The organism is Mesorhizobium sangaii (assembly GCF_014207355.1).
Taxonomy (GTDB): domain Bacteria; phylum Pseudomonadota; class Alphaproteobacteria; order Rhizobiales; family Rhizobiaceae; genus Mesorhizobium; species Mesorhizobium sangaii.
This window is the reverse complement of the sequence record NZ_JACHEF010000001.1, coordinates 1143769-1156005: the sequence shown is the minus strand read 5'-3', so window position 1 is coordinate 1156005 and position 12237 is coordinate 1143769. Positions and strand designations below refer to the sequence as shown.

Annotated in this window: 12 protein-coding genes; 8 read left to right on the top strand and 4 right to left on the bottom strand. The window is 64.3% G+C overall.

What is annotated here, in order from left to right:
• Together HNQ71_RS05735 and pobA are read left to right on the top strand one after the other, a co-directional pair.
• Positions 1-1053 (top strand): 3-carboxy-cis,cis-muconate cycloisomerase, encoded by a 1053-nt coding sequence (locus HNQ71_RS05735; protein ID WP_184871574.1) that lies wholly within the window; start codon positions 1-3, stop codon positions 1051-1053.
• Positions 1053-2225 (top strand): 4-hydroxybenzoate 3-monooxygenase, encoded by a 1173-nt coding sequence (gene pobA, locus HNQ71_RS05730; protein WP_184871573.1) that lies wholly within the window; start codon positions 1053-1055, stop codon positions 2223-2225. The genes HNQ71_RS05735 and pobA overlap by 1 nt, the downstream gene beginning before the upstream one ends.
• 21 nt (positions 2226-2246) lie before the next feature.
• On the opposite strand, the gene HNQ71_RS05725 is transcribed toward pobA, so the two are convergent.
• Positions 2247-2717: an NUDIX hydrolase gene (locus tag HNQ71_RS05725; protein WP_184871572.1), complete on the bottom strand. Its 471-nt coding sequence runs from the start codon at positions 2715-2717 to the stop codon at positions 2247-2249.
• A 190-nt stretch (positions 2718-2907) separates the two neighbouring features.
• On the opposite strand from HNQ71_RS05725, the gene HNQ71_RS05720 reads away from it, so the two are divergent.
• Positions 2908-3441 carry a sterol desaturase family protein gene (locus HNQ71_RS05720; RefSeq protein WP_184871571.1) on the top strand — a complete coding sequence of 178 codons (534 nt, stop codon included), beginning with the start codon at positions 2908-2910 and terminating at the stop codon, positions 3439-3441.
• Between the two features lie 19 nt (positions 3442-3460).
• Here the strand turns inward: HNQ71_RS05720 and rsgA are convergent, their stop codons facing one another.
• A complete protein-coding gene (gene rsgA / locus HNQ71_RS05715) occupies positions 3461-4471 on the bottom strand; it encodes a ribosome small subunit-dependent GTPase A (RefSeq protein ID WP_184871570.1) in 1011 nt (336 codons plus the stop codon).
• A 488-nt stretch (positions 4472-4959) separates the two neighbouring features.
• Here rsgA and HNQ71_RS05710 point away from each other — a divergent pair, with 488 nt between their 5' ends.
• Positions 4960-5994, top strand: a complete 1035-nt coding sequence (locus HNQ71_RS05710; RefSeq protein WP_184871569.1) for a LacI family DNA-binding transcriptional regulator — start codon at positions 4960-4962, stop codon at positions 5992-5994.
• A 10-nt stretch (positions 5995-6004) separates the two neighbouring features.
• Here the strand turns inward: HNQ71_RS05710 and HNQ71_RS05705 are convergent, their stop codons facing one another.
• Positions 6005-6949, bottom strand: a complete 945-nt coding sequence (locus tag HNQ71_RS05705) for an alpha/beta hydrolase (protein ID WP_184871568.1) — start codon at positions 6947-6949, stop codon at positions 6005-6007.
• Positions 6950-6959: 10 nt separating this feature from the next.
• On the bottom strand, positions 6960-8096 hold the full coding sequence (locus HNQ71_RS05700) for a Gfo/Idh/MocA family protein (protein ID WP_184871567.1): 1137 nt from the start codon (positions 8094-8096) through the stop codon (positions 6960-6962).
• A 187-nt stretch (positions 8097-8283) separates the two neighbouring features.
• Between HNQ71_RS05700 and HNQ71_RS05695 the strand changes: the two genes are divergently transcribed.
• Genes HNQ71_RS05695 through HNQ71_RS05680 form a run of 4 tightly spaced genes read left to right on the top strand, consistent with a single transcriptional unit; the run spans position 8284 to position 12227 of the window.
• Positions 8284-9630: an ABC transporter substrate-binding protein gene (locus HNQ71_RS05695; protein WP_184871566.1), complete on the top strand. Its 1347-nt coding sequence runs from the start codon at positions 8284-8286 to the stop codon at positions 9628-9630.
• A gap of 4 nt (positions 9631-9634) precedes the next feature.
• The gene (locus tag HNQ71_RS05690; RefSeq protein WP_184871565.1) at positions 9635-10567 is read left to right on the top strand and encodes a carbohydrate ABC transporter permease; all 933 of its coding nucleotides are present in this window, start codon (positions 9635-9637) and stop codon (positions 10565-10567) included.
• Positions 10564-11400, top strand: coding sequence for a carbohydrate ABC transporter permease (locus HNQ71_RS05685; RefSeq protein WP_184871564.1), 837 nt, complete (start codon positions 10564-10566; stop codon positions 11398-11400). Before HNQ71_RS05690 ends, HNQ71_RS05685 begins: the two co-directional genes overlap by 4 nt.
• A gap of 5 nt (positions 11401-11405) precedes the next feature.
• Positions 11406-12227, top strand: coding sequence for a sugar phosphate isomerase/epimerase family protein (locus HNQ71_RS05680; RefSeq protein WP_184871563.1), 822 nt, complete (start codon positions 11406-11408; stop codon positions 12225-12227).
• Positions 12228-12237: the final 10 nt, after the last annotated feature.

Below are 12237 nucleotides of genomic sequence, written 5' to 3'. Positions count from 1 at the left end.
ATGACCGTTTCGCCCTTCGACCATCCACTGCTCTCCGCTCTTCTCGGCGACGAGGAAGCGAGCCGGTATTTTTCCGTCGAGGCGGAAATCGAGGCGATGCTGGCCTTCGAGCGGGCGCTGGCCGAAGTGGAAGCGGAAAGCGGACTGATCTCGGGGGAGGCGGCAGCAGCCATCGTGGCGGCGCTTGGGACGTTCCGTCCCGACACCACCTTGCTGCGCGCTGGTGTCGCCAGGGACGGCGTCACGGTGCCGGAACTGGTGCGCCAGATCAGGGCGGCGGTCGGCGAACCGCATGGTGCCTCCGTTCATTTCGGCGCGACCAGCCAGGATGTCGTCGACACAGGCCTTATGCTTCGGCTCAAATCCGTCGTCGAACATCTCGGCCTGCTGTTGACCGAAACCGTCATGCGCCTCGCCTCGCTCGAAGAGCGTTTTGGGGGCAGGGCGCTGACCGGGATGACGCGCATGCAACCGGCGGTTCCAATCAAGGTGCGGGATCGCATCATGGCGTGGCGGGCGCCGCTGCAACGGCATCAACAGAGACTATCGGAACAGTCGAGGCGCCTGCTGGTGGTGCAGTTCGGGGGCGCCGCCGGCACTCTGGAAAAGTTGGATGACACGGGGCCGGCGGTGCGCGCGGCCCTTGCGGCAAAGCTCGGCCTTGCCGATGCGCCGCAATGGCATAGCCAGCGCGACGCGCTCGCCGACTTCGCCGGCTGGCTGTCGCTGGTGACGGGCAGCCTCGGCAAGTTCGGCCAGGACATTGCGCTGATGGCGCAAGGCGGCACCGACATTGCGCTTTCGGGCGGTGGCGGCTCTTCGGCCATGCCGCACAAGCAGAATCCGGTAAAAGCCGAGGTGCTGGTGGCGCTGGCCCGTTTCAACGCCACGCAACTTTCCGGCATGCATCAGGCTAAGGTGCATGAACAGGAGCGCTCGGGCGCCGCCTGGACGCTGGAATGGCTGCTGCTACCGCAGATGGTGGTGGCGACAGCCGCTTCACTGCGGCTTGCCGCTGGACTGGCCGGGCAGGTCGAAAGCCTGGGACGCTGATGCGCACGCAAATCCTCATTGTCGGGTCTGGACCGTCCGGCCTGCTGCTTGGCCAGCTTCTCAGCACGATCGGCGTCGAGACGGTCATTCTGGAGCGCGCCAGCCGAGAGCATGTGCTCGGCCGCGTGCGCGCCGGCGTGCTCGAACAGGGTACCGTCGAACTGCTGGAGGAGGCGGGTGCCGCGGCACGGCTGCACGCCGAGGGGCTGCCGCATTCCGGCATCTCGCTTGCTTTCGACGGACGCCTGCACCGCATCGACCTCGAGGGGCTGACCGGCGGCAGGCATGTCACCGTCTACGGCCAGACCGAAGTGACGCATGATTTGATGGACAAGCGCGATGCGGCGGGACTGACCACGATCTACGAAGCGGCAAACGTTACGCTGCACGATTTCGGCGGTGAGACGCCTCTTGCCACCTATGAGAAGGACGGCGTCACCCATCGCATCGACTGCGATTTCATTGCAGGCTGTGACGGCTATCACGGCGTCAGCCGCAAATCGGTGCCTGAGCACGCGCTGAAGACCTTCGAGCGCCACTATCCGTTCGGTTGGCTCGGCGTGCTGGCCGAAGTGCCGCCGGCCGATCACGAACTGGTCTACGCCAACCATGAGCGGGGCTTTGCGCTGTGCTCGATGCGCTCGACGCACCGAAGCCGCTACTATGTCCAATGCCCCGAAGGCGACCGCGTCGAGGCGTGGTCCGACGACCGCTTCTGGGACGAGTTGCGTCGCCGCCTGCCGGAACAGACGGCGGCAAGCGTCGTCACCGGTCCATCCTTCGAGAAGTCGATCGCGCCGTTGCGCTCCTTCGTTGCCGAGCCGTTGCGTTTCGGTCGGCTGTTCCTGGTCGGGGACGCCGCTCACATCGTGCCGCCAACCGGCGCCAAGGGGCTCAACCTCGCCGCCAGCGACGTGCGTTATCTGTTTGCCGGTTTGCGCGACTTCTACCGCGACAAATCGATGGCCGGCATCGAGGCCTATTCAGGCAAGGCGCTGGCACGGGTCTGGAAGGCGGTGCGCTTTTCCTGGTGGATGACGACGATGCTGCACCGCTTTCCCGACACCGGCGATTTCGGCCAGCGCATCCAGGAGGCCGAGCTCGACTACCTCGTACACTCGCGTGCAGCGTCGACTGCGCTCGCCGAGAACTATGTCGGCCTGCCTTACTGAGGGCCGCACCGCCGGCGATCGTCATTCGGCGTCTTGCTGCCTGGCAAGATCCGACAGCATCGGCCGCTGCCCCTTGAGGATCTTGACCTCAGCCTCGGGCAAGGTGAACCATCCGGCCCTGTCGACTTCCGGGAATTCCTTCATCGATCCCGACCTTGGCGGCCATTCCATGCTGAAAGTGTTGCTCCTGATCGCGGTCACATCGATGTCGATACGCGCTTCGACGGACCATGCCACGACGATCTTTCCGCCCGGCTGCCTGTAGTCGCCGAGCCGCGCGAAGGGACCATCGACCTTGAAGCCGAGCTCTTCCTCGGTCTCGCGCTGCGCCGCCGTCAACTCGTCCTCGTTCTCGTCAACGAGGCCCTTCGGTATCGACCACGCACCATCGTCCTTCTTCGCCCAGAACGGTCCGCCTGGATGGACCAGCAGCACCCGGAAACCGCCGTCGTCACGGCGGTAGATCAGCAACCCCGCACTACGTTTTGCCATTTTTTAATGTCCGTTTGTAAAGCTGGTTGCGAAGGCGGTGGTCCACCGATTCCCCATGGATCATGGGTGCCGACCTTACGCCAAATGATTGCGACGCTATGGCAGGTGCGACTGCATTGCTCCTCACCCGCGAGTCCGGCAATCTGACCATCGCTTATTTGGCGGCTCGAAGGCTAGATGAGGCGTGACGATGCAACTCGGTCTTATTGGCTACTACAGCGACTTCGTGGTGTATCCGCTGGTGATCGCCGTGCTGGCAGTGGCCGGGCTGATCGAGGCCGGCGAAAACAATGCACCGGGCTGGATAGTCACTGTGGTCGCCTGTCTCTTGCTCTGGACGCTGACCGAATACGTCCTGCACAGGTTCGTCCTGCACCACATCCCCTACATCAAGGACCTGCATGATCGTCATCATGTCGAGGAGCGCAGTTCGGTGGGCACGCCGACCTGGCTCAGCCTCGGAGTGCATGCGCTGGTCGCGTTTTTCCCGGTCTGGATGATTTCAGGTTTCGCCGCCGCAAGCGCGGTAAGTTGCGGACTGATGCTGGGCTACCTCTGGTACATCAGCGTCCATCACATGATCCACCACTGGCATCCCTCGCATCCGAGCTATCTCTACACACTCAAGCGCCGCCACGCCGTGCATCATCATGTCGACGAAACGGTCAATTTCGGTGTCACGTCCATATTCTGGGATCGTGTTTTCGGCACGGCGCGGCTCTGAAGCCAGGGGCCTCAGGCGTTCAACGCCTTTTTCCGCGACCGCCGGGGGATTTGGCTCCGCGAGGTCCGCTCTGAACCGGCGTGTTGCTCCGGTTTTCGTCGGACAGCTTCCGCCAGCGGGCAAGACGTTCCGGATCGAGCGTGCCGGCCTTCAAGGCAGCCTGCACCGCGCAGCCCGGTTCATGCACATGGGTGCAGTCGCGGAACTTGCAGAGCGGCGCGAGTTCGGTGATTTCGGCAAACAGCGTGTCGATGCCGTAGGCGACGTCGCTGACCTGCAGCGTCCGCATTCCCGGCGTATCGATGACCCAGCCGCCACCGGCAATGGCGTGCAGTGACCGCGACGTGGTGGTGTGGCGCCCCTTGGCGTCGTGTTCGCGGATGTCTCCGGTCTGTTGCGCCAAGCGCTGTGCCGATCCGGCCAGCGTGTTGACCAGCGTCGATTTGCCGACGCCGGATGACCCGACCAGCGCGACCGTCTGGCCGGCACCGCACCAGGCGGCGAGCGCGGTTGCGGCGTCCGATGTGCGGGGGTTCAGCGTCACCACCGCCAAGCCGCGCTGCAGCGCGGCAGCCTGCCTCTGATACGCCTCGGCGTCGGAAGCGGTGTCGGCCTTGGTCAACAAGATCACCGGCTTCGTTCCAGCCTCGTTGGCCAGCGCCAGATAACGCTCGAGCCGGGCCGGATTGAAGTCGGCATTGCATGAGGTGACGATGAACAACGTGTCGACATTGGCCGCTGCCAGCTGCGGTACCCTGCCGCCCTGGGTGCGGCGTTCCAGCACCGTCTTGCGGGTCAGGCGGCGTTGCACAAGCCGGTCATGCGCGTCGACGAGCACCCAGTCGCCAACGGCATAGTCGCCGGTGTTCGCCTGCGCCGGCAGCGTCAGATCGATTGGCCCTGCCTGCGACAGGCCGGTCAGGCGGTCGCGATGGACCGTGGCGATTCGCGCAGGCACAAGCTTGGCTTCGCCGGGCTCGAGCTGATCGCCGAAAAAATCCGTCCAGCCCAGGCTGGCGAGAGATGGCATGGAGGGATCCGTCACGGCTTTGTCCGGGGGTACGGCGTCGCAGACATCGGACAGTATCCTGGCAGGTGGGGCGCGAACGGGGCGGGGGCTACTGCCCAGCCGTGTATGGGCGGCATGGCGGCATTTGGCAAGTCGGACCGTGGCCAGCGCGGCAAGCATCTCGTCGGAACCTATCCTTTCAAGGCATCGTCAGGGTCGACGTACCGACCCGCTACGACCTTGCCAACGCCGCCGACGCACACCGCGATCCGGCATCCCGCCGCACAGCGGGCCCCTTGGTTCTGCAGCCGCAACCCTGATCGCTGAGTCATTTCTTCATGTCGTCAACAAATAAATTGACGCTCGTAATGTTTTTGCGCTGTACTGGAAACTGTGAAAATTGACTGAATAAGTTCGGCCAAGCATTGCCGCCCTCGGACAACGGCCGCATGACTGGTGGCGGGCGGATCGTTCCGATCGGCGGTGTGGGCAAGAGGACCTGACGTTCGATGGCGGAGAAGACGCACCGCACGATGGATGACTTCGCCCGGGCATGTGGCGTGTCCCGGCCGACGCTCTCGAAATATTTTGACGATCCTGCGAGCGTGAAGCCGGCGACGCGGGCGCGCATCGAAGCCGCGCTGCGTTCCTCGGACTATCAGCCGAACCTTTTCGCCCGCAATCTCAACCGCAAGCGCACCCGCAACATCGGCATCGTCGTACCGACGATCACCGATCCGTTCTATGCCGAGATGGTCAGCCGCATCGAATTTCGCTGCCGCGACGAGGGCTATTGGCCGATCGTCATTTCTTCGCATGGCTCGCAGAAGCTGGAGGCGGAATCGGTCAGGACATTGCTGTCACTGAAGGTCGCCGGCGCGATCATCGCCCCGCTCGGCTTGGCCTCCGATCGGAGTGTTTTCGACAAGCTCGGGCAGGACATTCCGATCGTCTATTTCGACACCTATATCGAGGGTGACACGCCTTTCGTCGGCAACGACAACCATCAGAGCACGTCGACCATGGTCGACTATCTCAACCGGTCCGGAGAACCGCCTGTCTATGTCGACATCCCGCATGTCAATCACAATTCGGGTGAGCGGCTGCAAAGCTACATCGCGACGATGAAAGTCGCCGGTTTGGAACCCGTCGTCATCGACGCGGCGCGCGATTATACTTGGGACTTCGAGCGCATCGGCCATGAATGGATGGAAAGGACACTCGACGTTGGCGGCCTGCCCGGCCGCACAATCCTGTGTGCCAATGATCGTCTCGCCTTCGGCGTGATGGCGGCCGCGTTCTCGCGCGGACTGAAGATCGGCCGCAGACCCGACTGCGATCTGCGCGTTGCCGCGCATGACGATCATCCGCTCAGCCGCTACACCTGTCCGGCGCTGACCACCATGGCGCAGGATTTCGCCGCCATGGCTGGCCGCAGCGTCGAGATCCTGCTGGCCCTGCTGGACGAGGCCGAACCGCCCAAGCAGGGCATGGCGCAAAGGGTCAAGCTCGGCGCAACCCTGGTGATGCGTCAGTCGGCCTGAGCGTCCACCGTCAGCGATCCTTTTCGAACTGGCGCCAGGCCGCCACCGCCTCGGCCACCGCTTGCCGCGCGGCGGGGATGTGGCGTCCCATCGAGACGAAGCCGTGGATCTTGCCCGGCCATTGCCGCAGGACCAGTGGGACACCTGCGGCTTGCAGGCGTTCGGCATAGGCTGCGCCTTCGTCGGCAAGGATGTCGCCGCCGGCAAGCGCGATGAAAGCCGGCGCGACGCCGGCGAGATCGGGCGCCAGCAAGGGCGAGACGCGCCAGTCCAGAATGTCGTCAGGCGTTCGCAGATAGTGGTCGCGGAACCATGCCATGGTGGTTGCGGTCAGCCCGAAGCCGTCGCCGAAACGCCGGTAGCTGTCGGCCGTCTGCCGGGCATCGGTGTTGGGATAAATCAGGATCTGTGCGGCGAGGGATGGCGCCAGCCCATCGCGGGAAAGCAGCGCCAGCACGGCAGCGAGATTGCCGCCGGCGCTGTCGCCGGCAACGCCGATGCGGGATCGGTCGATGCCGAGAGCGGCGGCGTTCGCCGTCATGAAGCGCAGTGTTGCCAGACAATCCTCCAGCCCGGCGGGAAATTTGTGGTCCGGCGCCAGCCGATAGTCGGGACAGACAGTGACGGCGCCGCAGAGATTGGCCAGCCAGCGGCAGATCTCGTCATGCGAATCGAGGTTGCCGACGACCCAGCCGCCGCCATGCAGGTAGAGCAGCGCCGGCGCGCCGCCTTGTGGCGCGTCGATGCCGCGATGGATGCGGACCGCGATGGGGCCGTTCGGCCCGTCGATCCACTGTTCCAAGGTCGCAGCGACCGGCTCGCGCTCGCCCTGCAGCGTCGGAAACGAGGCGTTGTAGGCGGCCCGCGCCGCCGCCACGCTGCCAGTCTCGAACGGCTCGCCGCCGGCCGCGCGGCCGATTTCGAGGACGTGCAGCGCATCCGGATCGAGTGTCATCGTCATATCCTCAGGCAAGCAGGTCGGTTGCCTCTTCCTCGGTCAGCAGGGCAGGTTGGGTGACGTCGCCCGCGACCATCACCGAGCCCTGGCTCTCGCCGGAACGCAGGATCGCCTCCATGATCTCAAGCACATGCAGCGCAAGGTTGCCGGAGGCGCGTGGTGTGTTACCGGTTTGAAGCGAACGCACCAGATCGGCCACGCCGAGCATGCGGTAATTGGCGCGGTCGGGCGCCGCATAAGGCCAGTTGCGGGCGCCGTAGAGGTCGCCTTCGCTGGCAAAGTCCTTCCAGTCGGCGCCGCGCTCGGACAGCGACACGGTGCCGCCGAACGTGTCGGGATCGGGCAGGCGCAGCGAGCCCTCCGTGCCGTGCAACTCGATCGGGTGGTTCGAGTGGCGAAAGACGTCCCACGACGCGCCGAAGGTGACCGTCGCGCCGGAGCGGAATTCAAGCAGCGACAGCACGTTGGTCGGCGTGCCGACCTTGAATGTGGTGTTCTTGAACGGTCCGTCGGCGGTGATCAAGCGTTCCTCCTGGCCGCGCGTCGCCATCGCCATGACCCGCTCGACCGGACCGAGCAGGTTGACCAGCATGGTCAGGTAGTAGGGGCCCATGTCGAACACCGGGCCGCCGCCCGGCTGATAGTAGAATTGCGGGTTGGGGTGCCAGTGCTCCATGCCGCGGCCCATCATGAAGGCGGTGCCGGTGACCGGACGGCCAATGGCACCGGCGTCCATCAGCCGGCGCGCCCGGCGTCCGGCAGCACCGAGGAAAGTGTCGGGCGCCGAGCCCAGCAGCAGGCCGCGCGACTTCGCCTCGCTGACCAGAAGCTGCCCGTCGGCTGCCGAGGTGGCGAGCGGCTTTTCGGTGAAGACATGCTTGCCAGCCGAAAGCGCCGACATGGTGACGTCGAAATGTACGGCGGGAATGGTGAGGTTGAGAACCAGGCCGATTTCGGAATCGGCAAGCAGGGCATCGACGCCCATTGCCCTGATGCCGTATTCGCGGGCTCGCAGGGCGGCGGCGTCTGCCGAGATGTCGGCGCAGGCCTTCAACTCCACGCCGGCAAAAAGTGCTGCGTTGCGCATGTAGGTCATGGCGATGTTGCCGCAACCGATGACCCCTACACCAAGCTTTTCCATCATTCCTCCAGTCGGCGTCCGTCCGTCAGGATCGGCGATTCTTCGTTCACGTGGCCATCCTTCGCCCACGTCATAAGCACATTGATGCACCATTATGCAGTTTAAATCTTGACGCGCGACAATTTTTTATGAATCATATGCGAAGTTGGACGGGCGGGAGTGGCTGCCGTCAACTCTGGGAGGACTACACATGGACGAGTCAAGGAAGGGGCCGCGCAGCGGTTCCAAGTCGATTGGGCATGTCACCATCGCCGATCGCCGGCAATTTCTCATCGGTTCCGCCGGCCTTCTCGGCGCGGCGGCTTTCGGGGCAGGGACGTCGCTCGGCATTGGCCGGGCTCGCGCCCAGAGCCGGGCCGAGATCAGCTTTGCCAGCGCCGCCTTCTTCGGCAAGGAGACCTTTGGCGACCTGATCAAGGCCTTCAACGGATCGCAGGACCGCATCCTGGTCAAGAACATCGAACTGCCGCCGCCGAGCTCCTCGACCGAGGTCTACCAGGGCCTGGTACAGCAGCTCGCCCGCCGCACCGGCACGCCCGACGTCTTCAGCCAGGACGTGATCTGGATCGCCGGCTTTGCCGCCGCCGGATGGGCGCTGCCGCTGGACGAGTATTTCCCGGCCGACAAGCGCAGCGCCTACTTCACCGGGACCCTCGATGCCTGTACCTATGGCGGCAAGCTCACCGCCCTTCCCTGGTTCATGGATTCGGGCATGTTCTATTACCGCAAGGACGTGCTGGAAAAGCATGGCGGCAAGGTGCCGGAAAGCTGGGCCGACATGGCGACCATCGCCGCCGCCGCGCAGAAGGCCGGCGACATCGATTACGGCTATCTCTGGCAAGGCAAGCAGGCCGAGGTTCTGGTCTGCGACGCGGTCGAGATCATCACCTCCAACAACGGCGCCATCCTGGCGCCCGACGGCAAGTCGTCGCTGATCAACCAGAAGGGAGCGGTGGAGGCGATCCAGTTCCTGCACGACACCCTCGCCACCAACAAGATCAGCCCGCAGGACGTTCTGTCCTGGGACGAGGAACCGTCGCGTCAGCCCTTTACCTCGGGCAAGGCGATGTTCATGCGCAACTGGTCCTATGTCTACCCGATCGCCCAGGACGCCAAGGCTTCCCAGGTGGTCGACAAGGTCGGCGTCGCGCCGCTGCCGTCGTTCCCCGGCGGCAAGAGCTCTGCCTGCCTCGGCGGCTACCAGCTCGGCGTCAACGCCAACTCGAAGCAGCGCGAAGCCGCGATCGAGCTCTTGACCTGGCTGTCGTCGACAGAAGTCCAGCACCGCATCGCGCTGAACTTCGGCCTCGCACCGACGCGGCCGGCGTTGTTCCAGGACGCGCAGATCAAGAAGGAACAGCCGTTCATGGCCAGCCTCGAGAAAGTGTTCACCGGCGCCACGGCGCGGCCGATCACGCCCGAATACGCGAAAGTGACGCTTGCCCTGCAGTCCGGCATCTCCAAGGCGCTGGTCTCCGGCAATGTCCAGGCCGAGATGGACGCGACGGCGGCGCAAATCGACAAGATCGTAGGCTGAACCAATGTCCGCGGCGGCCACCATTCCCAGTGTCGGCCGGCCGCGGCGCCTCGGCAAAGCGCTTCCGGGCGCCTTGTGGGCCTTGCTCCTGCTGACGCCGGCCTTTGTGTCGCTGGCGTCGGTTTCCTTCTACCCGATCGTCAATGGGCTCTACCTCTCGCTCACCAACACCTCGCTGATCACGCAGGAGCAGGCTTTCACCGGCTTCTCCAACTATGCGGAGCTGTGGGGCGACCCGCAGTTCTGGAATGCGTGGTGGCACACGATCTGGTTCACCACCGCTTCGACCGTGCTGGAGACGGTGATCGGGCTCGGCATGGCGCTCATCCTGTGCGAAGCCTTCAAGGGGCGGGGGCTCGTCCGCGCGGCCATGCTGGTGCCGTGGGCGATGCCAACCGTTGTCACCTCCAAGATGTTCGGCTGGCTGTTCGATGGCCAGAACGGCATCATCAACTACATCCTCCTGCATGCCGGGCTGATCGACCAGAACGTCAACTGGTACGGCTCTACCGACACGGCGATGATCACCATCATCATCGCCGATGTCTGGAAGACGACGCCGTTCATGGCGCTGCTGCTTCTGACCGGTTTGCAGACCGTGCCCAATTCGCTGATCGAGGCGGCGCGCATGGATGGCGCCAAAGGCTGGATCACCTTCTGGTACATCCGCCTGCCGCTGTTGATGCCCACCTTGCTGATCGCCGGCCTGTTCCGCGCGCTCGACGCCTTCCGCGTCTTTGACCTCGTCTATGTGCTGACCGGTGGCGGCCCGGCCGATTCGACCGAAACGCTGTCGACCCTGTCGTACAAGGTGCTCTTCTCGACGCTGCAGTTCGGCTACGGCTCGGCCGTCTCGACGGCGATGTTTATCACCGAGGGCATCATCGCGCTGGTGTTCTGCCTGTATCTCGTCCGCCAGATCAAGAGAGCGCAATGAACGACACGCGCTCGCCGCTGCAGACATTTCTTATCTATCTCGGCGCCTTGCTGATCCTCGTCTGGTCGGGCGGTCCGTTCATCTGGCAGTTCTCGACCTCGTTCCAGCTCGACAAGGCGCTAACGTCGGGCTCGCCGTCGCTGATCCCGCATCCCTTCACGCTGGAGCATTACTACAACGCCTTCGTCGAGAAGCAGCTTCACCGCTATGTCTGGAACTCGCTGGTGGTCTCGCTGGCGACGACGTTCCTGTGCCTGTTCGTCGGCTCGCTGGCCGCCTTCGCGCTGTCGCGGCTCAATATCAAGGGCCGCTTTGGCATTCTGATGGTCATCCTTTCGGTATCGATGTTCCCGCAGATCGCGCTGGTCGGCCCGCTCTATCTGGTCGCCACCAATCTCGGCCTGCTCGACACCTACACGGCGCTGATCATCACCTATCTGGCGCTCGGGCTGCCGCTGGTGACCTGGGTGCTGTTCGGCTATTTCGAGACGCTGCCGCGCGAGATCGACGAGGCGGCGCGCATGGACGGCGTCAGCGTGCCCGGCCTGCTCTGGCGCATCATCCTGCCGATGTCGCTGCCGAGCCTGGTGACCACCGGCCTGCTCGCCTTCATCACCGCGTGGAACGAATTCCTGTTCGCGCTTGCTTTCACCTCCAACATCGACCGGCAGACGATACCGGTCGGCATCGCCAACTTCACCAACCTCTATTACGTCCCCTGGGGCGACATCGCCGCGGCCTCCGCCGTGGTGACCGTGCCCTTGATCCTCCTGGTGCTGTTCTTCCAGCGCCACATCATCGAAGGACTGACCCAGGGGGGCGTCAAGGAATGAATGACATGACGAAGACGGAGCTCAAGGTCGGCTGCCAGACCTTCACCTGGGAGATGCTGGGCAAAGGCTGGACCGGCGGTCCCGACGATCTGTTGAGGGCGATAGAAGATGGCGGCTACGCCGGCATCGAGATCACCGACACCATGATCGGCCGCTATGCCGACAGGCCTGCCGAATTCGCTGCCGCGCTCGATGCCCGAGGCCTCAACCTCGTCTCCTTTGCTTTTGGCTCGAAGAGCGGGTTCACCTTGAAAGAGGCGCTGGAAAGCGACCTCGAAGCCGCCCGGCGCTGGATAGGCTTTGCCGCGAACTGTCCGGGCGCACTGGTGTCGATTGGTTCGGCGACGGTCGTCTCCGATGGTCCGCGCGAAGACAAGTTCGCAATATCGGCCGAATTCTACAATCGCGCCGCCGAGATCGGCCGCAAGGCCGGTGTGGATGTCGCGGTGCATCCGAGTTCGCACCACAACACGCTGCTCTTCGACCGCGCCGACTACGACACGATCTTTGCCTTACTCGACCCCGATCTGGTCGGCTGGGTGCCCGATACCGGCCACATCCTGCGCGGCCACAAGGACATGCTCGACACGCTGCACACTTACCGCGACCGCATCCGTTACATCCACCTCAAGGACGTCGACGCCAAGGGCACATGGGCGATGCTCGGCAAAGGCGTCTGCGACACCCCGGCGGTCATCGAGATCGCCGGCACCGCGCCGCGTTTCACCGGTTGGCTGGTGCTCGAAGAGGAATCCGACACCGCCGCCGCCGACCCCGCCGGCGCGGTCAAAGCCAACCGCCAGACAATGCGCGCCTACGGCGCCTGAAGAACGAGAC

What these genes read in the sequence shown, in the direction of transcription:
- HNQ71_RS05690 (WP_184871565.1), top strand. Translation starts at nt 9,635, where the DNA reads ATGTCCGCGGCGGCCACCATTCCCAGTGTCGGCCGGCCGCGGCGCCTC.
- HNQ71_RS05680 (WP_184871563.1), top strand. Translation starts at nt 11,406, where the DNA reads ATGACGAAGACGGAGCTCAAGGTCGGCTGCCAGACCTTCACCTGGGAG.
- rsgA (WP_184871570.1), bottom strand. Translation starts at nt 4,471, where the DNA reads ATGCCATCTCTCGCCAGCCTGGGCTGGACGGATTTTTTCGGCGATCAG.
- HNQ71_RS05725 (WP_184871572.1), bottom strand. Translation starts at nt 2,717, where the DNA reads ATGGCAAAACGTAGTGCGGGGTTGCTGATCTACCGCCGTGACGACGGC.
- HNQ71_RS05710 (WP_184871569.1), top strand. Translation starts at nt 4,960, where the DNA reads ATGGCGGAGAAGACGCACCGCACGATGGATGACTTCGCCCGGGCATGT.
- HNQ71_RS05685 (WP_184871564.1), top strand. Translation starts at nt 10,564, where the DNA reads ATGAACGACACGCGCTCGCCGCTGCAGACATTTCTTATCTATCTCGGC.
- HNQ71_RS05735 (WP_184871574.1), top strand. Translation starts at nt 1, where the DNA reads ATGACCGTTTCGCCCTTCGACCATCCACTGCTCTCCGCTCTTCTCGGC.
- HNQ71_RS05705 (WP_184871568.1), bottom strand. Translation starts at nt 6,949, where the DNA reads ATGACACTCGATCCGGATGCGCTGCACGTCCTCGAAATCGGCCGCGCG.
- HNQ71_RS05695 (WP_184871566.1), top strand. Translation starts at nt 8,284, where the DNA reads ATGGACGAGTCAAGGAAGGGGCCGCGCAGCGGTTCCAAGTCGATTGGG.
- HNQ71_RS05700 (WP_184871567.1), bottom strand. Translation starts at nt 8,096, where the DNA reads ATGATGGAAAAGCTTGGTGTAGGGGTCATCGGTTGCGGCAACATCGCC.
- HNQ71_RS05720 (WP_184871571.1), top strand. Translation starts at nt 2,908, where the DNA reads ATGCAACTCGGTCTTATTGGCTACTACAGCGACTTCGTGGTGTATCCG.
- pobA (WP_184871573.1), top strand. Translation starts at nt 1,053, where the DNA reads ATGCGCACGCAAATCCTCATTGTCGGGTCTGGACCGTCCGGCCTGCTG.